The organism is Leptolyngbya sp. 'hensonii', from assembly GCF_001939115.1.
Classification (GTDB): Bacteria; Cyanobacteriota; Cyanobacteriia.
On sequence record NZ_MQTZ01000051.1, the window covers coordinates 21388 to 44898 of the forward strand.

At 49.6% G+C, this 23511-nt stretch carries 25 protein-coding genes; 8 read left to right on the plus strand and 17 right to left on the minus strand.

Annotated features, from left to right (window positions below; genetic code table 11):
- Entirely contained in the window at positions 1-1389 is a 1389-nt protein-coding gene (locus BST81_RS21755; RefSeq protein WP_075600623.1) for a DUF3370 domain-containing protein, read from the minus strand.
- Between the two features lie 358 nt (positions 1390-1747).
- Here BST81_RS21755 and BST81_RS21760 point away from each other — a divergent pair, with 358 nt between their 5' ends.
- From BST81_RS21760 to BST81_RS21775, 4 genes are all read left to right on the plus strand, one after another.
- Positions 1748-2539, plus strand: coding sequence for a hypothetical protein (locus BST81_RS21760; RefSeq protein WP_075600624.1), 792 nt, complete (start codon positions 1748-1750; stop codon positions 2537-2539).
- 76 nt (positions 2540-2615) lie between these two features.
- Positions 2616-3800, plus strand: coding sequence for an ABC exporter membrane fusion protein (locus BST81_RS21765; protein WP_075600625.1), 1185 nt, complete (start codon positions 2616-2618; stop codon positions 3798-3800).
- Positions 3797-5296, plus strand: coding sequence for an FtsX-like permease family protein (locus BST81_RS28585; RefSeq protein ID WP_075600626.1), 1500 nt, complete (start codon positions 3797-3799; stop codon positions 5294-5296). Before BST81_RS21765 ends, BST81_RS28585 begins: the two co-directional genes overlap by 4 nt.
- Positions 5297-5304: 8 nt before the next feature.
- Positions 5305-6000, plus strand: a complete 696-nt coding sequence (locus tag BST81_RS21775; protein WP_075600627.1) for a DevA family ABC transporter ATP-binding protein — start codon at positions 5305-5307, stop codon at positions 5998-6000.
- A 31-nt stretch (positions 6001-6031) separates the two neighbouring features.
- Here BST81_RS21775 and BST81_RS21780 read toward each other — a convergent pair whose 3' ends face one another.
- Positions 6032-6772: a phycocyanobilin:ferredoxin oxidoreductase gene (locus BST81_RS21780; RefSeq protein WP_075600628.1), complete on the minus strand. Its 741-nt coding sequence runs from the start codon at positions 6770-6772 to the stop codon at positions 6032-6034.
- Positions 6773-6964: 192 nt separating this feature from the next.
- Between BST81_RS21780 and BST81_RS21785 the strand changes: the two genes are divergently transcribed.
- The 4 genes from BST81_RS21785 to BST81_RS21800 all read left to right on the plus strand — a co-directional run bounded on the left by BST81_RS21785 (position 6965) and on the right by BST81_RS21800 (position 13091).
- Positions 6965-8179: a serine/threonine-protein kinase gene (locus BST81_RS21785; protein ID WP_253188431.1), complete on the plus strand. Its 1215-nt coding sequence runs from the start codon at positions 6965-6967 to the stop codon at positions 8177-8179.
- A 498-nt stretch (positions 8180-8677) separates the two neighbouring features.
- Positions 8678-10183 carry a serine/threonine-protein kinase gene (locus tag BST81_RS21790; RefSeq protein WP_083637008.1) on the plus strand — a complete coding sequence of 502 codons (1506 nt, stop codon included), beginning with the start codon at positions 8678-8680 and terminating at the stop codon, positions 10181-10183.
- 135 nt (positions 10184-10318) lie between these two features.
- Complete coding sequence (locus BST81_RS21795) at positions 10319-11749, plus strand: serine/threonine-protein kinase (protein WP_075600630.1); 1431 nt, start codon at positions 10319-10321, stop codon at positions 11747-11749.
- 91 nt (positions 11750-11840) lie between these two features.
- Entirely contained in the window at positions 11841-13091 is a 1251-nt protein-coding gene (locus BST81_RS21800; RefSeq protein ID WP_363080624.1) for a DUF4336 domain-containing protein, read from the plus strand.
- Positions 13092-13159: 68 nt separating this feature from the next.
- On the opposite strand, the gene BST81_RS21805 is transcribed toward BST81_RS21800, so the two are convergent.
- The 15 genes from BST81_RS21805 to infA all read right to left on the minus strand — a co-directional run bounded on the left by BST81_RS21805 (position 13160) and on the right by infA (position 23430).
- Entirely contained in the window at positions 13160-14566 is a 1407-nt protein-coding gene (locus BST81_RS21805; protein ID WP_075600631.1) for a ferredoxin:protochlorophyllide reductase (ATP-dependent) subunit N, read from the minus strand.
- A gap of 3 nt (positions 14567-14569) precedes the next feature.
- Positions 14570-15025: a DUF5331 domain-containing protein gene (locus BST81_RS28230; protein WP_075600632.1), complete on the minus strand. Its 456-nt coding sequence runs from the start codon at positions 15023-15025 to the stop codon at positions 14570-14572.
- Positions 15026-15100: 75 nt separating this feature from the next.
- Complete coding sequence (bchL, locus tag BST81_RS21815) at positions 15101-15964, minus strand: ferredoxin:protochlorophyllide reductase (ATP-dependent) iron-sulfur ATP-binding protein (RefSeq protein WP_075600633.1); 864 nt, start codon at positions 15962-15964, stop codon at positions 15101-15103.
- 660 nt (positions 15965-16624) lie between these two features.
- A complete protein-coding gene (locus BST81_RS21820) occupies positions 16625-16999 on the minus strand; it encodes a hypothetical protein (protein WP_075600634.1) in 375 nt (124 codons plus the stop codon).
- A gap of 266 nt (positions 17000-17265) precedes the next feature.
- Positions 17266-18360 (minus strand): peptide chain release factor 1, encoded by a 1095-nt coding sequence (gene prfA, locus BST81_RS21825; protein WP_075600635.1) that lies wholly within the window; start codon positions 18358-18360, stop codon positions 17266-17268.
- Between the two features lie 115 nt (positions 18361-18475).
- Entirely contained in the window at positions 18476-18742 is a 267-nt protein-coding gene (gene rpmE, locus BST81_RS21830; RefSeq protein WP_075600636.1) for a 50S ribosomal protein L31, read from the minus strand.
- 56 nt (positions 18743-18798) lie between these two features.
- Positions 18799-19212, minus strand: a complete 414-nt coding sequence (gene rpsI / locus BST81_RS21835; protein ID WP_075600637.1) for a 30S ribosomal protein S9 — start codon at positions 19210-19212, stop codon at positions 18799-18801.
- Positions 19212-19667: a 50S ribosomal protein L13 gene (gene rplM, locus BST81_RS21840; protein WP_075600638.1), complete on the minus strand. Its 456-nt coding sequence runs from the start codon at positions 19665-19667 to the stop codon at positions 19212-19214. Before rplM ends, rpsI begins: the two co-directional genes overlap by 1 nt.
- A gap of 88 nt (positions 19668-19755) precedes the next feature.
- The gene (gene truA, locus BST81_RS21845; RefSeq protein ID WP_253188433.1) at positions 19756-20625 is read right to left on the minus strand and encodes a tRNA pseudouridine(38-40) synthase TruA; all 870 of its coding nucleotides are present in this window, start codon (positions 20623-20625) and stop codon (positions 19756-19758) included.
- Between the two features lie 4 nt (positions 20626-20629).
- Positions 20630-20980: a 50S ribosomal protein L17 gene (gene rplQ / locus BST81_RS21850; RefSeq protein ID WP_075600640.1), complete on the minus strand. Its 351-nt coding sequence runs from the start codon at positions 20978-20980 to the stop codon at positions 20630-20632.
- Positions 20981-21036: 56 nt separating this feature from the next.
- The gene (locus tag BST81_RS21855) at positions 21037-21978 is read right to left on the minus strand and encodes a DNA-directed RNA polymerase subunit alpha (protein ID WP_083637009.1); all 942 of its coding nucleotides are present in this window, start codon (positions 21976-21978) and stop codon (positions 21037-21039) included.
- A 56-nt stretch (positions 21979-22034) separates the two neighbouring features.
- On the minus strand, positions 22035-22427 hold the full coding sequence (gene rpsK, locus BST81_RS21860) for a 30S ribosomal protein S11 (protein ID WP_075600642.1): 393 nt from the start codon (positions 22425-22427) through the stop codon (positions 22035-22037).
- A gap of 39 nt (positions 22428-22466) precedes the next feature.
- On the minus strand, positions 22467-22850 hold the full coding sequence (gene rpsM / locus BST81_RS21865) for a 30S ribosomal protein S13 (protein WP_075600643.1): 384 nt from the start codon (positions 22848-22850) through the stop codon (positions 22467-22469).
- Between the two features lie 80 nt (positions 22851-22930).
- Entirely contained in the window at positions 22931-23044 is a 114-nt protein-coding gene (gene rpmJ, locus BST81_RS21870) for a 50S ribosomal protein L36 (RefSeq protein ID WP_075600644.1), read from the minus strand.
- A gap of 158 nt (positions 23045-23202) precedes the next feature.
- Positions 23203-23430, minus strand: a complete 228-nt coding sequence (gene infA, locus BST81_RS21875; protein WP_075600645.1) for a translation initiation factor IF-1 — start codon at positions 23428-23430, stop codon at positions 23203-23205.
- Between the last annotated feature and the right edge of the window lie 81 nt (positions 23431-23511).

Genomic DNA, 23511 nt, shown 5'->3' on the forward strand with positions numbered 1-23511 from the left:
TTACTCTAGACTTAATTTCGATTGAGCAGGTGCTTTTGAATCTAATGTTTTGAGTGTCAGCACCTGCGGCGGGGTCGAATCGGGCGGATACAGCAGATCGACCTGGACAAAGCGCCGATCACCGGCTGGCATGTTCAGGGTCACCAGGGAATCTCCCTGCTGGCCGCGCCGCTGTACCAGGTGCATGTAAAGGGTTTGGGGCAAGTTGCGATCGTCCGTATAGCGCACTCGTACCGTTCCCCGAAAAGAGATGGCTTTGGGGGGAGGCTCCAGAAACCGTAATCCATCCTTAATCTGTTCCTGCTTGATCGGGGTTTGCAGACTTAAGGTTACGGTTTGCAGGTCTGCTGTTGGATTCACCAGGGCCAGGGTGAGACTGTACTGGATAGCATAGTTGCCCTGGGCCAGATAGGCCGTATCGGGATAGCGAGCGAGCATCGGAGCAGCCTGAATCTGTCCTGTTCCCAAAGTGCCACCTTTCAGGGTGCTGAGACCGTAGGAGAAGGTCTGACCCGGTTGGGGAATGGTCAGGTAGATACCATCAGGCTGGTCCGTTAGCCTGGTGCGCCACTGAGAGCCCTGGGCCACCCCGGCAACTCGGCCATAGATAATCTGTCCCTGTTGCTGGTTCGGCGGTGTGGGGGTGCGATCCCGGGGTGTGGCCAGATCCCCAATCTGAACCAGGGTCTCCCATTCTTCCACCGTGGGAGGACGCTCACTGCCATCGGCATTTTGTCTGGCAAACAGGGCCAAACTCGCAGCATAGAGATCACCCGTACTGCGTAAGCGCATCAGGGTAGACCGGCCATTGATGGGAGGGGTCAACTCCCGCACCGGAATTGGCAGATTCAGGAGCATCCGACTTTCTCCTGGCAAAATCACAATCTGGGCCGGAAAATCTGCCTGTCGCTTGCCCCGCAAAATTTCATCCATAGCCCGACTCCCCGGTCCAGAGTAAACCTCTCCCAGAGGGTTCTTCACTTGGGATGGCAAATCAATGAAAGGGGCATCGGGCTGACTCAGATAACTGGCAGCCTGAAGAACATCTACCGTGACAGCCTGTTTCCCCGGATTGTGCAGAATAATCCCCAGATAAAGGGTTCGGAGATCGGTAGGAGGGATAGCCTTGGCAATGTGATGGGCAAAGACATCGAAGCGGCCTCGAAACCGAAAATTGAGGTGGGCTGCAGGCACCCGTTTTCCTTGCGGTGGAAAGGTAGAAAGCAGGATACCTTCAGTCAGGACTAGTTCTGGACTATTGCTATTAAACGTAGGTACTGCATCCAGTTGTCCGGACAGAGCACGGACTTCCTGAATCTGCAGGACTTCCTGAGGCTTGATGGCAGGAGTGGCCTGCGCCAGAGATAGAGAAGACAGGAACAGAAGCATGGGCTAAGCGTGTCGTTTCAAACAAGGGGAAGGACGGCAAGTCTGGTCAACCGCAGTGGCTACCACCGCCATTCTGCATCAAACAGTCGCAGTCTGTCCGGAAGGCTGCAGCCAATACCCGGATAATAATAGTGTTTGAGGGATCAGTGTTTTGAATTCTGGCAAGAGATTTCCCTGCTTATTCTGGAAATAAACTCATTCGTTTACTCTCACGAAAGCCTCTCTCAAAACCTGTAGCAAGGGTTGGTTACATGCTCATTGACCACCATAATCCAGCCGTTCGTGATGTTAAATCCCCTTCATGGGGCATTCTGACTACAGGTATCTCCCTCTATTTCTTAAAAACATAAGTGTTCCTATGGACCCTGTAGAGTTTTGGCTGGCCCAGGCCCCTAAGCCTAAAAAGCAAGTCACAACCAAACCCACCAATAATCGAACTGAACCGGCAAAATCGGCTGGTAATCCAGGTCAAATCTGGATGCTGACTACGGGAGGACTGGCTATTCTGCTAATCGCTTTAGGGGTCCTCTCTAAACTACAGATCGATAAGTTTAAGAAGAAGTTGAGGTTTGAAGACTTAAAAAATAAAGAACTGCAGAAGAAGCTGAAGCTGGCCGTGGAAACCATCAGCAAAATGGAGAAAAACCCTGATCTGATCCATTCCCGAGAATTCAATCTGGACTACTTGAGAATGCGGATGGCAGAGGAGGTTTTCCACTTTGCGATCGTCAACCAGACCAAAATCAAAGTGAAAGAGAAAATAACCCTGGCCTTACGCCCTACCCAGGCCCAGGATGGCACCCTGGGAATGGCCAGTACTGGTCGGCAGGTGGATGAAATCTTCGATGTGGAGTATGAGCCGGGAGATCTTCCGAAGGGAACCAAGCGCGTTCTTTTCCGGATTCAGATTAGATTAACAAAGCTACCAACCCAACCCACCTCTGCCACAATCAACCAAATCATTGACTGCCTGGAGACCTACCTCAGCCCTTCAGGAGACCACGATACCTGGCAGCCCACCATCCAGGGACGCATTGCCCAGATCCATTGGGATCAAAAAGCCAAGCCAACCCCTTTGCTAGTGCTGGAACAAACTACAGAGGGGAGTAACGTCACCTTCCGGACGCAACGGGGAGTTGTTCATAAATAGTCACACAATTTTCCAGACAGCTTTACAATGACTTCATAATCTTTCAGGTTTCCAAACCTTCCTGGAGTTATTGTCCGTGCTAAAGCTGTTGGATAAGCAGAAAGTTACGATCGCAATCATTGCTGGTCTTCTGACGGTTGGCTTGAGTGCCCTTGCCGTCCGGAATGCATTCTCTGAGAAACCAGAGCAACCGACCCCTACGTCTGAACCTCCTGCCCTTAATTCTGAACCCAAAGGCGCGATCGTGGCCCTGGGACGCCTGGAGCCGGAAGGGGAAGTGTACAAGGTCGCTGCCCCTACTAACTTTGGTTCGGCCAGAATCGCCAGATTGTTGATTAAGGAAGGGGATCTGGTGCAGCAGGACCAAATCATTGCCTACACCGATACCTATCAAACCCGACTGGCAGAACTGGCGCAAGCAGAAGCCCAGGTCGAGGAAGCCAGAAGTCGTCTGGCACAAGTTCTGGCCGGAGCCAAGCAGGGCGATATCACCGCTCAACAAGCTACGGTAACCCGCATTCAGGCAGAAGTAGAGGAGCAACTTTCCGTGCAGCGGGCCACGATCTCCCGCTTAGCGTCTGAACTGCGGATCGCCCGCCGAGAATACGATCGCAACCAAACCCTCTATCGCGAAGGTGCGATCTCAGCTTCAGCCCTGGATGCCAAGCGGTTAGACCTAGAAACCAATGAAGCCCGGTTGCGGGAAGCCACGGCTGAGTTGCGCCGGATCGAAACCTCTGCACGGGAGCAACTGAAGCAGGCTCAGGGAACTCTCGAAAGTGTGTCTGAGGTGCGCCTGACCGATGTTCAACAGGCGGAAGCCCAGGTTGAGCTCCAGGAGGCTAACTTGCAACGCGCCCAGGCAGAACTGGATAATACAACTGTGCGATCGCCGATCACAGGCCGGGTACTTAAGATCTATGCCAAGACTGGAGAAATTGTTGGCAATGATGGAGTTGCTGAAATGGGCCGTACAGCCCGCATGTACGCAGTGGCTGAAGTCAATAAGGAGTTTATCAGTCGGGTTCAATTAGGTCAGAAAGCACTGGTCAGCAGCACTGCTTTTCCCAAAGGAGTCTCCGGTCGGGTGAAGCAAATTGCCTCCAAGGTGGGTAAGAATAACGTTGTTAATACTGACCCAGCCGCCGATCGAGATTTGCGGGTTGTGGAAGTCAAAATTGCTCTGGACGACAGCAGCCAGATTGCCAACCTGACCAACCTTGAGGTCACTGTAAAAATCTTCCCTGACAAATCGCCATGATTCTCTCCATTCCCCTCGCATGGCTACAACTGAAGCGTGAACGGGTCCGCCTGCTGGTGGCTCTGGCTGGTATCAGCTTCGCCGTGATTCTGATGTTTATGCAACTAGGATTCCGGGACGCCCTATTTGACAGTGCTGTCCGGTTTCACCAGAGCCTGGAAGGAGATATTTTCCTGATCAATCCTAAATCTACTGCCCTGATTGCGATGGCCAGATTTCCAGAGGAGCGGTTGTATCAGGCTAGAGGCTTCGATGGAGTCGAAACTGGTAGCCCTATTTACCTGGATTTTGGACTATGGCGCAACCCAGAGCAGAAGGAGCGCAAAACCCGTGGCATTCTGGTAATTGGGTTCGACCCCAGCCAGCAGATTTTTAATTATGCCCAACTGACGAAAAATCCCAAAAATCCTAGCCCCACAGAGATTGAACAAGTGAGGCAAGGATTTGATCGAATTAATCTCCAGGATGTCGTCCTGTTCGATCGAGACTCCAGGGCAGAGTTTGGTAGAATTGCCTGCGCCTATGAACTTTATGCAAAAGGGCAGGGGGAACCCATTACCTCCGAAAACCTGTTAAAAACCTGCAAGGTCAAGGAAGAAGCTGAACTAATCCGGTTGAAAACAGAATTCTTCGGATCTGGCCCTTTACAACCCTTAATGACTGAAGTGTCCGATCGGCGCATCACTGTGGGGGGGCTGATTACCCTGGGAGCTTCCTTCGGAGCGGATGGCAACATGATCACCAGTGACCTCAACTTTCTGCGGATCTTCAGTAGTCGTCCTAAAGGTAGCATTGACGTAGGCTTGATTAAGGTCCAGCCAGGAAAAACTGGTTCAGAGGTTTTGAGTCAGATGCGGCCTCCCACTGAGGCGATCGAGAAAAGCCCGCTCCGCCCGCTCAAACAAATGATTGCCCGCTTCGGTGGCCCCCCGGTACCGGAACCTAAAGTCTGCTTTGCAGGGGCCTCCCCGGAAGACAAACAAAACTGGCCCCGTTGCCTCTGTCCCCTGGTGAGCACGGCTGCTACCAACAATCTCTCCCCATTACCCAAAGATGTTTGTGTTTTGTCCAAGGCTGAGTTTGTTGCTTTCGAACAGTACTACTGGCAGACCAGTACTACGATCGGGTTTATCTTTGCCTTTGGCACCGTCATGGGCTTTGTCGTCGGCACCATCATTGTCTACCAGATTCTTTACACCGATGTCACCGATCACCTGGCCGAATACGCAACCCTCAAAGCCATGGGCTACAAAAACTCCTATTTACTATCGGTGGTATTCCAGGAAGCTCTAATCCTGGCTATCCTGGGCTTTATCCCTGGTGTCACCGCCTCAATCTTTCTTTACAATACAATTAATTCAGCGACCAACCTCCCGGTTGCCATGACCCCTGGACGGGCTCTTCTGGTGTTCAGTCTGGCGATCGTCATGTGCTGCATCTCCGGAACAATTGCAGTTCGGAAGGTTCAATCTGCTGATCCTGCCGAGATTTTCTAACCTCAACTATGCCTGAACCCATTATTGCTATTAACCGCGTTAACCATTACTACGGGAGTGGCTACCTCAGAAAACAAATCCTGTTTGAAGTGTGTGCGGAGATCCAGGCCGGGGAAATTGTCATCATGACGGGTCCTTCTGGCTCTGGAAAGACCACCCTGCTTACCCTAATTGGGGCATTACGCTCCACTCAGGAGGGAAGTATGCGGGTTCTGGGTCAGGAACTTCATGGGGCCTCCAAGGAAAAACTGGTCAAGGTTCGACGGGACATTGGCTACATTTTCCAGGCCCATAATCTTCTGAATTCCCTGACAGCCCGCCAGAATATCATGATGTCTCTGGAACTACATAATGACCTGTCAGAACAATCGATCCGCCGTCGAGCAGCAGCCATCATGGAGGCTGTGGGGTTGGGTGATCACATTGACTACTACCCAGAACAATTGTCCGGTGGGCAGAAGCAACGGGTGGCGATCGCCCGGGCGCTGGTGAGCGAACCCAAGATCGTTCTGGCAGATGAACCGACTGCAGCCCTAGACAGAAAGTCTGGTCGTGATGTCGTAGAAATCATGCAGCGTCTGGCCAAACAACAGGGCTCCGCGATCGTCCTAGTGACCCACGATAACCGCATCCTGGATGTGGCCGATCGGATCATCCACATGGAGGATGGCCACCTCTCCTCCCTCTCCCCTGTCCCAACATGATGGACGTGTAGAAACGGGATTAATCCCGTTTCTACACGTCCATCATGTCAAACAAAACGGTGGTCATGTAATGTTCGGCCCACTCTGACCCAAAGGCTCTCTCTAAAACTCGCCGGGTTTTGTCATTCTGCTGTTGCTGGGTACAGTAATGACGCTGGCCTGCTAGCACCTCTGTCATTTTCTCGGAAGCCACGGGTTGAGCCACGATCGCCTGTTGACAGTGAATCTCCAGAAAACTGCTGACTTGATTCAAGAACGCCTCTTCCTCCGCTTGACTACCCAATCGGATAAACAGGCAAAACTCTGAAAAGATATCTCCCCAATCTGGAAGGTCCCGAGGATGAGAGAAAGCTACCTGGGGCAGGGCCGCCAGAGCCGTATGGTAGCTGGCTGGAAGAGCCCGATCGCCGCTGACTGGAGAGAGGTCTGCGATCGCGGCACCAATTTGCCCTCTACTACCGACCAGATCTGTACCAAACATGGGTAAGGCATAGTCTGGGCGAGGAAACATGACGCAGTGCAGAATATCCAGAGTCGTACCGACCCTGGCCAATTCCAGGTGAAGTTTGCGAAATTGAGGGGTTTGATAGCAGCGGTTCTCGATCGTTAGTTTTTCCCCTTCTAGACGCCCTTCCACATAGCCCAACTCGGCTGGCAACACATAGGGAGACAGATCTAGATATTGCTGCCAGGTTGCCTCAATACAATCTGCCATGCGGCGAATCAAGGGATGTTGCTGTTCTCGAATCGAGGACACTGAAGGAACTGACATGTCGTTTCTGTGCTGCAGATTACTAGACTTACGATATCAGGTTGTCTTACGCTTATCTCGATTCTGGCCCATGAGGAAACCCATAGATCGAGACAGATTTTCAGAGTTTCCCGAAATTATCTTTGCTGTCATGAAGATATGGCCTATGTCCTCCATGCCCCTGATTCTTAAGAGAAGTTAGGATACATCTGGATGAAAGTCTCCCCTATCCCTCCTCGCAAAATGACAAATCCGATCTTAAGCAATCGCTATGAGATCCAGCAGCAGATGGGGCAGAAAGCTGATCGCCGCACTTTGCTGGCTCGCAACCTCCAGACCCAATCCCTAGTCGTTATCAAACTACTGTCTTTCGAGCAGGATATGGAGCGGGATGAGCTTAAACTATTTGAGCGTCAGATTGAAACTCTAAAAACCTTATCCCATCCAGGGATTCCTGCTTATATCGATCACTTTGAGGTCAATCTCCGCAGAGGCAAAGGACTAGCCCTCGTAGAGGCCTATATTCCAGGGCGATCTCTGGAAAGTTACTTGCAATCCGGTCAGATGTTGAACGAAGCTGAAGTCCGGCAACTGGCCCAGGGCTTGCTCACTATCCTGATCTATCTCCACAGTCAAAATCCTCCTGTCATTCATCGGGATATTAAACCCAGCAACATTCTGCTGGCCGATCGCCCCCAGGAGAACAGTAGCTCCATTTACCTGATTGACTTTGGTTCTGTGCAAAACTACGCCAGTCGGGATCAGAACTCCTTTACTGTTGTTGGGACCTATGGCTACATGCCACCCGAGCAATTTGGCGGACGAACCGTTGTATCCTCTGACCTGTATAGCCTGGGGATGACCTTGATTGCCTTACTTACAGGTACCCACCCCTCCAGCATGCCTCAACCAGATTATCTGGCTCAACTGGAACGAAACAGAACCCTCAGCATTGATCTGTATAACTGGCTGAAATGGTTGACAGCCATGGATTTAAGTCGTCGCCCTACATCTGCTCAGCAAGCATTGCAAGGTCTGCAAAAGGGTTTACAGCAACCCGTCCCAATCCAGAAGCCCGTCCAGAGCAAGATTACTTTAGAGCAAGGGACAGACTACATCGAAATCCAGATTCCCAGCCGCATGGGACAAACAAAACTTCGAATTGATTCGAAACAGGTCGTTCTGACAAATCAAATTCTAGGGATGAGGTTGAACCGATCTCAAGTGGGCGATCGTCGGCACATCAGCCGCGTCGAATATGGGCGATCGAATCCAGCCGAGACAACAGAAAGTAGACCCCATTTAATCCTATGGGTAGCGGGTCAAGCGTACGAGCTCGGCCAAGACCAATCTATGAGCAGCACTGAGGCTGAATGGCTGGCTTATGCTCTGAGCAACTGGTTGCAGCTCCCCCTCACCATCAACTAACTCCTTTGGAACTCAGGCAAACTTGAAAATTGCAGCATTTGTGAAATTCCAGTGTTGCCCTGGAGGTCCTATGTGTAGTGTTGGTGAATCAGGCTAGTTGTAGTGATCTTTATCACCAGGGTCAGCCATAACATAACAGAATATCGGAATAGGTTTCAAAGTTGTTAGTGACTCAATGAATGGAATTATAAGGTTTTTCATCTGAGGACATCTGCAGAACTTCAGCATTTTGTCAGCTTGTACTGAGTTCCTAAAGTGTTCGAAGCTCCAAGATAGGGGTGAAGAGATAGGGGTGAAGAGATAGGGGTGAAGAGATAGGGGTGAAGAGAGCTTCCCCCTGAGCTGGAGGAGGAACCTTATAGACTCCCATCACTCTCCTTCGAAAGAGTTGCTGTAATCCCTTGCATCTAGTTCAAAGATGGGTTCCATCAGTTACTGACAGCCAATTGAGCCTTTTTGACTGTGTGTTCCCTTGATTCCTGATGGTTGGACAGAAATATGTTGAGTACTTCTGAGACAGGTAATCTGCCTAGTACCAGGTTTTCTCCGTCAACCAAACAGACTTCCCAGAAAATCCTGGAAGGCCGCTATCAACTCCTACAGCGCCTTGCTCGCAGATTACGCCGACAAACTTTCCTGGCCCGCGATTTACAAACCCAGGCCCTAGTTGTCATTAAGGTTCTCTCCTTTAATGGGGAGTTGCACTGGAACGAATTACAGGCATTCGAGCAGGAAGCTACGACATTGCAAAGGCTATCCCATCCAGCGATTCCCAGATATCAGGACCACTTTGAAGTCCAACTGCGTCACGGCGATCGGGGGCTGGCGATCGTTCAAGATTACGTCGCAGGTCCATCTTTGCAACACTTTGTAGATGCAGGCCGGATTTTCACTGAAGCAGAAGCCAAGCAAATTGCTCGATCAATCCTGAAAATTTTGACCTATCTTCATGCTCTGGATGCACCCATTATTCACCGGGATATCACACCAGACAATATTTTAATGACGGAACCTGCCAAAGATCAGGGTACCATCGGTCAACTGTACTTGATTGATTTTGGTTCAGTTGAGGTTTATGCCCACGATGAGAGTAGCTCTTCAGCATCCACATTAGGCACCTATGGGTTTATGCCACCGGAACAGTTCAGCGGTCGGGTGCTTGCGGCTTCCGATCTCTACAGCTTAGGGATGACTTTAATTACCCTACTCACAGGCAGCCATCCCTCCAAACTTCCCCATAAAAACCTAAGCACCCGGTTCGAAGAAGTAGCCATCCTGAGTCCGGCCTTCACAGATTGGCTGAAATGGATGACCGAACCCCTGGTTGAGCACCGACCTGTCTCTGCATTGGCAGCCCTGGAAGCTCTGGAATCTGGGCAGCAACGTCAACTCAAACCCAAAGTGATTCATCCCAGACCCCAAGGAAGCAACCTTGTTCTCCACAAGAGTCCTGCTTGCCTGGAAGTGATGGTTCCGCCCGCTGGCTTCACCCCCATCGTCAAGATTTTTGCCCTGGCGACTGGAGGCCTGTTGCTCCTCTGTTCACTCTGGACCCTGCTGGCCCTGAATCAATCGATCGGTATCAAATTGTTGGCTCTCTCCTTAGGTCTACCGGTTTGGGCGATCGGCCTGGGTCTGTTACCCATCCTGCTATTCATGACGATGGGCAGAACCCGTTTGCGCCTGAACCAGGATCAGATCTCCCTGGTCTACGAGATATTCCGTTTCAAGATAAATCGTCCTCCTGCCGCTCCCATGGCCCACATCAGTGGCATTCGACTGATTCAGCCTGGTCATGGCAACGAAACCAAAAAACCCACTCGACTGGTGATTCAGGCTCGTAATCGACGATACGAACTGGGCAGTAATCCCCTTTTCAATCTGGTTTCTCACCTAAGGTTGACCAATAACCCCAGCGGGTTCTCAACCCTGACCAATCCGGAACTGGAGTGGCTGGCCCATGAACTGAGCAATTGGTTAGGTCTCCCCATCTCCCATATCTAACCCTCTACGACCTCCGCAGCTCGGCAGTTCGATTCCGATGTGGAATTTCTCCCAATCCCCCTGTATCCCTAATTGCCATCTCCCCAGCACTGGGGGAAACTGGGACAAGCTGTAAAAAGTAACACAGGTCATCCTATGACAGGCCAGGTACTGGGTGAACGCTACGAAATCCTGCAGCAACTGGGCAAAAAGGCCGGACGGAAAACCTATTTGAGCCGTGACCAAGTCACTCAAGAACTAGTTGTCATTAAGCTCCTGGCATTCAACAACGATTTTGAGTGGGATGATCTGAAGCTATTTGAACGAGAAGCAGAAACACTGCAATCTCTCTCCCATCCAGCTATTCCTCGCTACCTCAACCACTTTGAATTGCAATCCGAAGGCAACCAGGGATTTGCCCTGGTTCAGAGCTACATTGATGCCCGATCGCTGGAAGAACAACTGAAAGCAGGTCGGGTCTTCAACGAAACAGATGTTTGCCAAATTGCCAAAGCGTTACTGGAAATTCTGATTTATCTACATGGTCAAAATCCTCCCGTCATTCACCGGGATATTAAACCCAGCAATATCCTCCTCACAAATCGATCGGGTAACAGTGTTGGGGAAGTCTACCTGGTAGATTTCGGCTCTGTTCAGACCCTGGCCGCGAAGGAAGGAGGAACTATCACCATCGTCGGTACCTATGGCTATATGCCACCGGAGCAATTTGGGGGCCGAACTGTACCAGCCTCTGATCTGTACAGTCTGGGAGCCACTCTGATTTATCTAGTGACCGGGCTTCACCCAGCTGATTTGCCCCAGGCCGATATGCGAATTCAATTTGAACAGGCTGCAAACCTAAACCCGAACCTCACAACCTGGCTGCAGCAGATGACCGAGCCAAGCCTGAATCGTCGGCTAGCCAACGCTCAGGATGCACTACAGGCCCTGGAGCACCCTCAACTCAATCGAGGGTATTTGAAAGGAGATACCCTGCATCCAGTCCGTCAACAACCGATCGGCAGCAAAGTTGTCCTGACCGAGGAGGGTAACCGTCTCCATATTGTGATTCCTCCAGAGGGACTGAGATGGCAGGTTCTGTTACTCCTATCCATTAGCCTGGTCTGGGATGCATTAATTGTCATCAGTCTGCCCTCTGTTGTTCCTTTTTTCTTACAGGTCTTAACTGAACTCTCTCTGTTTGGGCTACTGATGATCCTGTTCTTCTGGGGAACGGGTACTTTTCTCCTGATCAAAGTTCTCTTCCGGTTGTTTGGCCGAGTTCATCTTCAATTAGACTCGTTTCATTTGCAATTGACCTGTGAATTGTTCGGCTTCAAATTTCGCTATGCAAATTTGCCCCGATCGATCATCTGTAAACTTTTACATAGCCGATATCATCTCAGGCCTGCCCGCAATACTGAAGTCTCGGCAGGAAATTACATCCGGGAAAGAGACCGGATTATTATCTGGGGGGGCACTAGGAGTTATGAGTTTTGCAGCGAATCTGTCCTGACAGAGCCGGAACTGGACTGGCTGGCCTATAAGTTGAGTGAAGCTTTGGGGTTACCAGTTGCTAAAGATTAGAGGCAGCCCATAACCTTCAACGGTAGGATGGGAATAGGTCATATTGGCTACTTCCAACAGGTCGGCGGGTACATTTAACCCTGTCCCACCTGTGGCAGGTAGTTTGGAATTGCGGGCCTGGACACAGGAGCAGAAAATGGCTTCAGAATCTCGACCGGGAGATTTTTCTTGGCCTCTATGGCCCATCCTCCCAATTTATCCCTACAGTAGACGACGGACTCTACGACGGGAAATCATAAAAGATAGCATCTGGACTTTTGAGCAACTCCAGGGAATCTTTTATGTGGTTGTGCCCATTCGCATGACCATCGTAAAATTGGCTACCGGAGGACTACTCGTCTACGCCCCTGTAGCCCCCACCCGTGAATGCCTGCGACTGGTGCAGGAACTGACTACCCTCCATGGGGACATCCGATATATCCTGCTACCCACTGTTTCGGGTTTGGAGCATAAGGTTTTTGTCGGTCCTTTCGCTCGACATTTTCCCCAGGCTCAGGTTTTTGTGGCTCCCCATCAATGGAGTTTTCCCTTCAACCTGCCCTTGAGCTGGCTGGGATTCCCTAGCAGACGAACCCAAATCCTGCCAGAGGAGAGTAATAAAGCTCCCTTTGCTGATGAGTTTGACTACGAAATCCTCACCATTAATCTGGGCGGGAGAACCTTTGGGGAAGTAGCCCTGTGTCATCGCCGCTCGGGCACCCTGCTGATCACAGACTCAGTCCTGTCTGTGCCAGAGGAACCGCTGGAGATTAACCAGTGGGATCCCTATCCCTTACTCTTTCATGCCAGAGATCAGGGGTCTGAACTCGTGGAAGACACCCCGGTCAATCGCCGCAAAGGATGGCAACGCATCAGCTTATTTGCCCTCTACTTTCGCCCCAGCACTCTGGAGGTGATGAAACTGGGGCAAGCTTTTCGCGATGCGTCTCAACAAGCCCCAGACCGTTCTCGCAAAGCTTACTTCGGCATCTATCCCTTCAAATGGAGACAAGACTGGCAGCGATCGTTTGCAGTTCTGCACAGTCAGGGACAACTGCTAGTAGCCCCCATCCTGCAAACCTTAATCCTGAACCGGGGGCCTAAGGAAAGTATTGAGTGGGCCGATCGTATTGCACGATGGAATTTTGAACGGATCATTCCCTGCCACTTTGCTGCACCTATTGATGCCGGTCCTTACCAGTTTCGACAGGCTTTTACATTTCTGGAAAAGTCTCTTTCTCCAGCCAGTTTACTGGAGAAGAAACATCAGTTTTTACCTGAGGAGGATTTCGCATTACTGAAGGAACTGGACGAAACCCTGATCCGCAGGGGGATTACCCCATTGCCCAAAGAGCTCAGATGAAAGTCCATCAGAAAACAGAAACCCAGTTTTTGCTTTCTGATGGACTGTCAGATCGCTGGTTTAATCACCTAAACTCTGGCGTCTTCTTTTACGAGTTTGTCCCAACCCAGATCTTTGAGGTTGTTGTTCCGGCGCAACGGACGGGTCACCAGCTCCAGAATATCGCGAGCGTTAGTAAAGCCATGGATCTGAGCAAAGGTAAATTCCACAGACCACTTGGTGTTAATGCCACGGGCTTCTAGTGGGTTGGCATGGGCCATACCCGTGATCACTAGATCCACACTCAAATCTTTGATCCGCTGCAGTTGGTTGTAGTTGTCGGGCTTCTCCACAATTCTGGGCAGGGGGACACCCATTTCCTGGCAGGTCTTTTCCAGTAACTCCAGTTCCGCTGCCTGATAGCGCTTATCCATGTAAGGAATACCGATTTCTGGACAAATCATGCCACAGCGGATCAGAAAACGGGCCAGGGAAATTTCCAGGAGATTGTCTCCCATGAAAAAGATGGACTTCCCCCGAATCAGCTTGACATAGTCTTCCAGACTCTCCCAGATTTGAGCCTCCCGTTCAGCCAACCCCTTAGGTTCGATGTTGAACACCGAACAGATCTTCTCAATCCAGGCTCTTGTTCCATCAGGGCCGATCGGGAAAGGAGCCCCAATTAGCTTACATTTGCGTCGCCGCATCAGGGTCGTGGCCGTGCGACTGAGAAAAGGATTAATCCCAGACACATAGTAGCCTTCCTCCAGAACGGGGAGTTCTGTATAGCGCTTTGAGGGCAACCAACCCGAAACTTTGATGCCCTGCTTTTTCAGCTCCAGGGTTAGCTGGGTAACCACGGGATCGGGCAAGGAGCCAAACAGAACCAGTGGTGGATGGTCCACATATTCAGCTTCTTCCGCTTTGACCTCTTCCTGTTTCCGGCCAAAGTTCAGGAGTTTTTTAATCGCATTGCGCTCATCCTTTTCAGAATCAGCCACTGGAGCCTTATCAGGACAACGCTGGGCCATAGCAGCCAGTACTGTGTCTTCACCCTGGGTAAAGGCATAGTCCAAACCATTAGCACGGGCTACCACAATGGGGATCCCAATTTCAGCCTCTAGTTTGGGAGCCATGCCCTCCATATCCATTTTGATAATCTCGGTCGTGCAGGTGCCAATCCAGACAATTACGCTGGGGTTGCGATCGCGCTTAATCTGCAAACAAAGCCGTTTTAACTCTTCATAGTCATTCAGCTGAGCCGAGATATCGCCTTCCTCCAGCTCGGCCATCGCATAACGGGGTTCCGCAAAAATCATCACCCCCATTGCATTCTGCAGGAAATAGCCACAGGTTTTAGTGCCCACAACCAGAAAGAAACTGTCCTCAATCTTCTGGTACAACCAGGCCACACAACTGATCGGGCAGAAAGTATGGTAATTCCCAGTTTCGCACTCAAACTGCAGGGCTTGAGGTTGGGTATCAGCAAGGGTCATAACTTAAGCTTTCCTCTCAGATTTCAAGTCAGGATTTTCAGATGTGCTTTCAAATTCAGGACGAGAGCCTCGACAGGTTTCATCTATTTCCGTTAGCTTTTGCGACGTCTGGGAAACGGGTAATTCCAGAGCCTCTGAGCCGTTTGGCAGCATCCTCACCATGGCAGCCTCTGCCGTTTGACTCGATCCCAAAGTCTTCAATTCATCCTCCGGGTTAAAGTTCAACCCTAGGGCGGTGATAATGCGATCGGGATCATTATTCAACTCCACAACCAGCGGTAATAGCTGGGTCAGACGAGGCTCCAGAACCGATAGGGTTGCCAGAATAAAGCCAGAGGAGGGACGACGACGCCCATTGTAACTGCCCCAAATCTTCAAACGCACAAGCCAAGAACGGTTATCTCGGTAATAACTCAGCCACTTATTTTTCAGAGACTGGCGCAGTTGTTCAACACTCACAGGAAGTTCTAAAAGATGGAAGGACTCAGCCCTAGTTAACAATCAGGTTCTAGGGCCGAGCGTATTCTCCCAGATTTAAACCATCATCAGATCGAGTTCAGCTTCAGTCTTCACGGGAGGGGCGACAGGATTGAGATAAAAATCAGATAGTAAAGAAAACAGTTCCCGATCGGGGGAGTCATTCGGCACAACCCCCTCTGGCTGAGACAAGATCTGGTCTGCAATATTGAGGTAATAATCACAGACATAATCCAGAGCAGGCTCAGTTTCCGCCATCTCAAACAAGGTCTTACCTTTAACACGAGACACCCGAATGTCTTCAATTAGAGGTAAGACTTCCAGGACAGGCATGGGCACTGAATCCACATACTTATCAATTAGATCACGCTTGGAAGTCCGATTCCCAATCAAACCCGCCAGACGCAGAGGATGGGTCCGGGCCTTCTCCCGCACGGATGCAGCGATCCGGTTAGCTGCGAACAATGCATCAAACCCATTGTCTGTAACAATCAGGCAGTAATCTGCATAGTTCAGAGGAGCCGCAAAGCCACCGCAAACCACATCACCCAAAACATCAAACAGAATCACGTCATACTCATCGAACGCATTCAATTCTTTGAGCAGTTTCACGGTTTCACCCACAACATAGCCACCGCAGCCAGCACCCGCTGGAGGGCCACCCGCTTCCACACAATCTACGCCTCCGTAGCCTTTATAAATAACGTCCTCAGGCCAAACATCCTCGTAGTGATAGTCCTTGGACTGCAAAGTGTCAATAATTGTGGGAATCAAAAACCCAGTCAAGGTGAAGGTGCTGTCATGCTTGGGATCACAGCCAATTTGCAAAACCTTCTTACCCCGCCTTGCCAGTGCAACTGAAATATTGCAGCTAGTTGTTGACTTGCCAATGCCGCCTTTTCCGTAAACTGCAAGTTTCACGCCAGTTTCTCCTATAGCTTGCTGTCAAAACCTTTCCGAGTCCTGCCCCCTGTTCAAATCACCGAGGACATTCCCTGTGTTGTTGAATGAATTATGGGCGAACTTAGTTTGAAAAGAAAGAGGTTGTAAAAGTCATTTAATATCTAATTTGATTCAGAAAATCTTAATTAGATGTAAATTTAATTAGAATGACTCAGAATGACTCTCAATCTAATAAAAACCCAAAAATAGGATTTTATCTCTCTTTATCTATAAAAATAAGAACAAAAACAAAATAGACAGTTGACAGCTTCTCCCCAGTAAAACCTAGAGTCCTGCCAATGCTTTCTCCTTATCTTTGGAGCCAATGGGCAGGCTGGAACCAGTAAACCAGAGGTTCCTATCTGTTGGATCCCGACGTCAAAGGGGTTCTTATAAAGCTCATGAGCAGAGTTCAGGGATTTTTATTAAGAATGTCAACTTTTCATCGGCAAATCAGATATCTGGCACTTAGGAAACCGGTGCCACCGGTTATCCCAAGACTGGGGATTCATACTCAAGTCCCCAAAGGTCTCAGTAATTAACGGTCTACCAAACCTGAATTTCAGAAAAACTCAAAAAGAAAGGGGCGATAATATCGCCCCTCGTCTGTCAACCCATCAAACTTGTTTAGGTTCAAAACTAAACCAACTGTTGCATCTCCTGTTCCAGTAGATTAATTAGATTGCGATCGCCACTGGCCATGGCAATCTGCAAGCGACGCTCTAATCTCCGTTGCAAGTTAGACTGATGCGTCGTAGCCCAGTCAGTCGGAGGACTCCGGCGAATTGCAGCAGTAGCCAGTGTGGGACCTTCTTGTGAACGCTTCGAGCCTGGAGTCGTTCGGCTCAATGCAGCAGTTTTCAACGGAAAAGTCGGAGAAAAATGTCTGGGACTCTGAAGATCACAGTTCCGACTTCTCTGGGTAAGCACAACTTCCCCCTCGCCATTGACCACGGGACAGGCATCAAGGGAAAAACCAAACTTCTGGCTTATGCTGTAACGAGAGAATTGCATCTTAATTTTTTCTCCTGATTTCGACCTATAAAAATTGAATCTCTATATTTCCCGAAAGAAGATAATAGAGCAATAAAAAATTCTGTATCCTTTGTAACTATTTTATCGAAAAATCATCGTTTCTGTAATTTGAAAAGAAAATGCAACAAAATTTCAGGTTTCTCCTTAAAGTTCACGGTTACCCAATTTTCGATCGAGCAAACAAAAAAACAGGGGAGAGGCTCCCCTGTTTTTTATAAACCCATGCTTAATTCCCATACCAGATCTTAGCTGGAAGAGGCTGCAAGCTCTGCCAACTGCTCCTGCTGATCTTGGCTGATACAAGCTTGAATTAAAAGCTCAATATCTCCTTCCAAAATAGGGACTAGGGTGAAGTTCTGCCCCAAACGATGATCCGTGACTCGATTATCTTTGTAGTTGTAGGTCCGAATTTTCTCAGACCGTGACCCCGTACCCACCTGAGAGCGGCGCATGGAGGTCACTGCTTCCTGCTGTTCCCTTAACTTAATCTCATACAACTTGGCTCGGAGAATCTGCATCGCTCGTTCTCGGTTCTGCAGTTGGGATCGCTCTTCTGTACAAAAGACGCGAATTCCGGTCGGCTTATGAAACAGGTCAACCGCTGTTTCTACTTTGTTGACGTTTTGACCACCCGCACCGCCCGATCGAGCCGTAGTCATCTCAATTTCTTTGGGATCGATATGGACTTCCACATCATCGACCTCTGGCATCACGGCCACCGTAGCCGTAGATGTATGAACCCGGCCTGAAGCTTCTGTTAGGGGCACACGTTGGACCCGATGAACACCAGCTTCATACTTTAATTTGCTGTAAACTTGATCACCCTTAATCTCCAGAATGGCTTCCTTAAAGCCACCCATATCAGCTAGAGATTCACTGAGCAAACTAACTCGCCAACCCTGCCCTTCCGCATAGCGCGAGTACAAACGGACGAGATCACCAGCCCAAATACTGGCTTCATCTCCCCCCGTTCCAGCCCGAATTTCCAACATGATATTCTTATCATCGTTGGGATCACGAGGCAGTAAAAGAATCTTGAGGCGGACCTCCAAATCTTGTAATTTTTGGTCGAGTTCTTCAACTTCCAGAGCCGCCATCTGCTGCAACTCTGGATCACTACCCGCTTCCTTCAGCACCTGCCGCGCACCGGCCAACTCCTCATGGGTTTGCTTCCAGACCTCGTAGGTGTTCGCCACTTCCTCCAAAGCTGCTCTTGCTTTAGCAACCCGCAAAGACTCAGTCGGATTACTAATCGTATCCGGGTCGGCCAGACGGCGAGTTAATTCAGCAAAAGTCTGTTCAACAGAATTGAGCTTTTCCAGAAGGTAAGTTTCAGCCATACGAAATCTCGACAGTACAAGAAGGTGATATCAAGCCAGGGAAAACCTAGATGCCCCAAACATCCCTGTCTGAGAACCCTACAGGTCACGATCGTAGACAAGCAAATTGGACAACCTACTTCTTCTTATTCTGCCCCTGACCTTCAGATTCTTGAGCTTTCTGGGATTGCCCACTCTCCATCATGCCGTACTTCCGCAAGAACCGTTCAACACGACCTTCGGTGTCAATAATCTTCTGGGTTCCAGTAAAGAAAGGATGATTACCAGACCATACATCAACATCCAGCCGTTCTTTCGTTGAACCAACTGTCATCACAACTTCCCCGTTGCAATAGACCTTAGCTTCGGGATACCACTTAGGGTGAATATTAGGTTTTGCCATCAGGAACTCCTTTGATAGACCAACAGTGAATAACCAATAACAGGAAATAAATGTTCCTAGCGTTTAGAGTATTGAGGAGCCTTACGAGCTTTGCGGAGACCATACTTCCGACGCTCCTTAGCTCTGGGGTCACGGGTCAGATAGCCTTCTACCTTGAGTGGCTTGCGATTTTCCGGATCAAGCTGGCAAAGAGCACGAGCTACACCAAGGCGAATCGAGTCAGCCTGACCTGTTAAACCACCTCCATCCGCATTCACCAGCACATCATACTCACTCTCTAGCCCTAAGGTTTCAAGGGGTGCCTTGACTGCTGCAATGTATGTTTGATTGAACTGGAGATAGAGATCGCCAGGCTTGCCATTGATGATAATCTGCCCACTGCCTGGGACGAGCCGTACTCTGGCCACTGCTGACTTGCGACGACCTGTACCCAAGTAGGCCACTTGTGTGGGTTGCTCTGTTGCTTGCATTAGCTTTTCCCTCCTGGGATTGTCTGAACTTCTAGAACTTTAGGCTTTTGGGCCTGATGAGGATGATCAGGCCCAGTGTAAACTTTCAACTTAGTAAACAACTGCCGACCCAATGTGTTTTTGGGTAACATTCCCCGCACAGCATGTTCAATAATCCGCTCCGGGATCCGGGCCTGAAGTTTAGCAAAGGTTTCTACCTTCATCCCACCCGGCCTTCCAGAGTGCCTGCGATAGAGCTTTTGGGTCCGTTTCTTACCCGTTACTGCAATCTTTTCCGCATTCACAACAATAACAAAATCACCGGTGTCCAGATGGGGAGTATAGATGGGCTTATTCTTACCCCTCAGAACCATCGCAACCTGGCTAGCCAGACGACCCAGCCGCTGATCTGTCGCATCAACGACATACCAGTTACGCTCTAAAGACTCTTGAGGAGGGAGGTAGGTTTTGTTCATGGCAATCAACTTATCTCATCAGGAAAAGAATTAAATCTGGGAGAAGTCAAAACTGAGCGATTATCTAGAGCAGATTTAGGACTTCAAACTACTGTTGCTCTGGGCTGCAAACCACATTTCTGAAAACTGGCAAAGGAGAACCAAAAAGGAACTTCGGTTGTGCATCGTACCAAATCTCAGGCGGGAAGGGGCACTCAGGATATCCAACTCGTAAGAGGCAAAGGCCATGAGCAGGTGCAGCATATTTCACCTCATCACGCCCCCCCTCCTGCCAGAGTTGTGTGAAGCTCTCGGGCGATCGCACCCCTCGCCCTACCTGCACTAATAATCCTACCAACAGGCGCATCATCCCGTACAAGAAGCCATTCGCTTGCACTTCAATACAAACAAACGGTCCCTGACGGACACAATCCGCAGCCTGCACGTCTACCCAAGAATGGGATCGCCCTGAACGGGTACGATGAAAGGAAGTTAAATGGTGCCGCCCCAATAATGGCGTCAGAGCAGCCTGCATCAGCGACTCTTCCAAGGGAGTGTAGTAGTAGTGCCAGCTTAAAGACTGAACAAAAATATTAGGTGTGGGATCGGTGTAAATCGTATAACGATACCGTCGCCAGATGGCTGAAAAGCGTGCATGCCAGTTTGACTTTACAGATGCCGAAGCTCTAACCAGGACATCTTTTGAGAGCCGACTATTCAGGATATCCGCCCATCGATGGGGCGGAACTCTCAATGGAGCATCAAAATGAACAACTTGAGCAGCCGCATGAACACCGGCATCTGTTCGACCTGCAGCATGAATCACAACAGGCCGATTCAATACCTCCCCCAATACCGTCTCAATTTCCTCTTGGACCGTTCGCTGGTGCAGTTGCCGTTGCCAGCCATGAAAATGAGTGCCCAGGTATTGAACTACCAGGGCAACTCGTTGGGTCGGTAAGGAGACAGTAGAAAGCACAGGATCAAGTAAGCTCAATAATCGCCATATCAGCATTGTCTCCTCGACGAGAGACTGTTCTCAAAATACGGGTGTAGCCACCTTGACGATCGGCATAACGAGTGCTCGCCTGCTCAAAGAGAGCATGCACAAGCTGCTTGTCATAGAGATAGCCCATCGCTCGACGCCGAGCAGCCAGGGAGCCATCCTTGGCCAGGGTAATCATCCGATCGGCTTCAGAACGAACAGCCTTAGCTCGGACTAGAGTAGTTTTGATGCGACCATTACGAATTAGCTCCGTTGTCAATGCTCTAAGGAGAGCACGACGCTGGTCGGCAGGCTTACCCAGTTGGGGGACATTACAACGGTGACGCATAACTATTTCAGTAGAAAACGGTCAGTACTAAAGATATTGATCAACAATCCAGGGAATCAGCTTCTGGATTTTTCCTGAGGTAGAGTAATACCCAACCTTACCTGCAGAGCTTCAATTACTTCCTCAGCAGATTTCTGCCCAAAATTTTTGATCTCCAGCAAATCTTCCTGGGTATATTCCAACAAGTCAGCCACAGAGTTAATTTGAGCACGCTTTAGGCAGTTATAAGCTCGAACAGAGAGCTGTAACTCCTCAATTGGAATCTGACTCGTTGGATCTACTTCATCAATGATTTCACCGGGCGTGGGCTCGAAGGTAATATCCCTGAGAGGATTAAACAAATCGACCAAAATATTCGCAGCCTGACTCAGGGCTTCCTGAGGAGTCAGACTGCCATTGGTCCAGATCTCCATCGTTAGACGATCCTTCTCCAGAGCACCACCAATGTGGGCGTCATCAACTCGATACTCTACTTTACGAACTGGCATAAAAATCGCATCGATCTGGAGAAAATCGATGGCAGAAGCATCGTCTCTACCCCGATCAATAGCTCGATATCCTCTCCCTTTCTCAATCCGGAACTCCATCTCCAAGGTAGCTCCAGGGGATAGAGTAGCAATATATTGATCAGGATTTACTAGCTCCACATCCGAAGGCAAATCAAAATCAGCAGCCGTCGCTGTAGCAGGACCATGCACGAGCAGACGACCTAACTGAAGCTGAGAAGAGTGACTCTCCAGGACAATTCCCTTCATATTCATCAGAATATCTAGGACATCCTCCCGGACTCCCGGAATTGTTGCGAATTCATGACTGACACCCGCAATACGGACGGCAGTAATAGCTGCGCCTTCAAGATTGGACAGAAGAACACGCCGCAAAGCGTTACCTACAGTAATGCCCTGCCCCCGATCCAGATACTCAATCACAAATTTGCTGCGTTGACCCTGGTCTTTTTCGGTAACTGACTCTACGCATTCAACTTGAAACTGTATCACTGTCAACCTCCTTACCCTCGCTCACGAGAAACTTACTCCTCGCTTTTTTGCCTACATTAAACGCGACGCCGCTTCGGTGGGCGACAACCATTATGAGGAATGGGAGTAACATCTCGAATTAGCGTAATCTCAAGCCCAGCACCCTGCAAGGCTCTGATCGCAGTTTCTCGACCAGCCCCAGGACCACTGACCATGACTTCCACTTGACGCATTCCCTGATCGGCAGCACGGCGAGCAGCATTCTCAGCGGCTGTTTGAGCAGCAAAGGGGGTACCCTTCTTAGCTCCTTTAAAACCACTGGAACCTGCTGATGCCCAGGAAATAACCTCGCCTCCCGTATCAGTAATGGAAACGATCGTGTTGTTGAAGGTGGACTGAATATGAGCCACCCCACTCGGAACATGCCGTTTCTGCTTTCGTGTCGTTGTTTTCTTTGTCGGACGCGCCATACCCTTCTCTCATGATGTGCGTACAAATCGTCAGCAATGCTATTTCTTACTTGGAGCTTTCTTCTTACCGGCTACAGTGCGACGACCACCGCGGCGAGTACGGGCATTTGTGCGAGTGCGCTGCCCCCGAACTGGCAATCCAAGACGATGACGCCGACCCCGATAAGTGCCAATATCCATCAGGCGCTTAATACTGAGGGATTCCAGACGCCTCAAATCCCCTTCCACCTGGAAATTCGTTTCAACCGCTTCCCGCAAAGCCGTTACATCAGCATCAGAAAGGTCCTTAACCCGAGTATCGGGATTTACACCTGTCACTTCTAAGATTTGCTTGGACCGTGTTGGACCAATTCCATAAATGTAGGTCAAGCCAATCTCCACGCGCTTGTCGCGTGGAAGGTCTACCCCGGCAATTCTTGCCACCTAACTTCTCCCCCAATCTTCAGACTAGATATGCATTGAACGAGTGACCAACAGCCATCAAGCATGATCACAACCGAACTCTAACCCTGGCGCTGCTTGTGCTTGGGATTAGAACAGATCACCATAACCCGACCATGCCTACGAATGATGCGACATTTCTCACAGATTTTGCGAACAGAAGCTCGAACTTTCATTACCTTATCACCGGCGCACCATAACAAAATGTTTATTCTATCAGTCCTGCATACAACTTGTCAAGCGTCTTAAAAATCATCCCATTTATTCAGAGATGCGAGCCAGCTCGCTCATATATTTTCTTTGAATAGCGCGCTTCTATAGGATGAATCAACTGTTACTTTTTATTTTTAAGCCGGTAGGTAATCCTACCTTTAGTTAAATCGTAAGGAGTCAACTCAACTTTCACCCGATCTCCAGGAAGAATCTTGATATAGTTACGCCGGATTTTGCCAGAAATGTGGGCAAGTACATTAAAACCATTATCCAGGTCAACACGGAACATCGCATTGGGCAGCGACTCTGTCACCGTACCTTCCATCTCAATCAAATCTTGTTTAGACAACTTATGACTCTCCTAACTCAACAGTTTCAAGATGCTACTCCTTTCAAGGCTCAAACAACAAATCAGACAATAGAGTAGTTA

What these genes read in the sequence shown, in the direction of transcription:
- BST81_RS21805 (WP_075600631.1), bottom strand. Translation starts at nt 14,566, where the DNA reads ATGACCCTTGCTGATACCCAACCTCAAGCCCTGCAGTTTGAGTGCGAA.
- prfA (WP_075600635.1), bottom strand. Translation starts at nt 18,360, where the DNA reads ATGGCTGAAACTTACCTTCTGGAAAAGCTCAATTCTGTTGAACAGACT.
- BST81_RS21755 (WP_075600623.1), bottom strand. Translation starts at nt 1,389, where the DNA reads ATGCTTCTGTTCCTGTCTTCTCTATCTCTGGCGCAGGCCACTCCTGCC.
- rpsK (WP_075600642.1), bottom strand. Translation starts at nt 22,427, where the DNA reads ATGGCGCGTCCGACAAAGAAAACAACGACACGAAAGCAGAAACGGCAT.
- rpmJ (WP_075600644.1), bottom strand. Translation starts at nt 23,044, where the DNA reads ATGAAAGTTCGAGCTTCTGTTCGCAAAATCTGTGAGAAATGTCGCATC.
- BST81_RS28585 (WP_075600626.1), top strand. Translation starts at nt 3,797, where the DNA reads ATGATTCTCTCCATTCCCCTCGCATGGCTACAACTGAAGCGTGAACGG.
- BST81_RS21775 (WP_075600627.1), top strand. Translation starts at nt 5,305, where the DNA reads ATGCCTGAACCCATTATTGCTATTAACCGCGTTAACCATTACTACGGG.
- BST81_RS21820 (WP_075600634.1), bottom strand. Translation starts at nt 16,999, where the DNA reads ATGCAATTCTCTCGTTACAGCATAAGCCAGAAGTTTGGTTTTTCCCTT.
- BST81_RS21760 (WP_075600624.1), top strand. Translation starts at nt 1,748, where the DNA reads ATGGACCCTGTAGAGTTTTGGCTGGCCCAGGCCCCTAAGCCTAAAAAG.
- rpsI (WP_075600637.1), bottom strand. Translation starts at nt 19,212, where the DNA reads ATGCAAGCAACAGAGCAACCCACACAAGTGGCCTACTTGGGTACAGGT.
- BST81_RS21785 (WP_253188431.1), top strand. Translation starts at nt 6,965, where the DNA reads ATGAAAGTCTCCCCTATCCCTCCTCGCAAAATGACAAATCCGATCTTA.
- rpmE (WP_075600636.1), bottom strand. Translation starts at nt 18,742, where the DNA reads ATGGCAAAACCTAATATTCACCCTAAGTGGTATCCCGAAGCTAAGGTC.
- rplQ (WP_075600640.1), bottom strand. Translation starts at nt 20,980, where the DNA reads ATGCGTCACCGTTGTAATGTCCCCCAACTGGGTAAGCCTGCCGACCAG.
- BST81_RS21795 (WP_075600630.1), top strand. Translation starts at nt 10,319, where the DNA reads ATGACAGGCCAGGTACTGGGTGAACGCTACGAAATCCTGCAGCAACTG.
- BST81_RS21790 (WP_083637008.1), top strand. Translation starts at nt 8,678, where the DNA reads ATGTTGAGTACTTCTGAGACAGGTAATCTGCCTAGTACCAGGTTTTCT.
- BST81_RS21780 (WP_075600628.1), bottom strand. Translation starts at nt 6,772, where the DNA reads ATGTCAGTTCCTTCAGTGTCCTCGATTCGAGAACAGCAACATCCCTTG.
- rplM (WP_075600638.1), bottom strand. Translation starts at nt 19,667, where the DNA reads ATGAACAAAACCTACCTCCCTCCTCAAGAGTCTTTAGAGCGTAACTGG.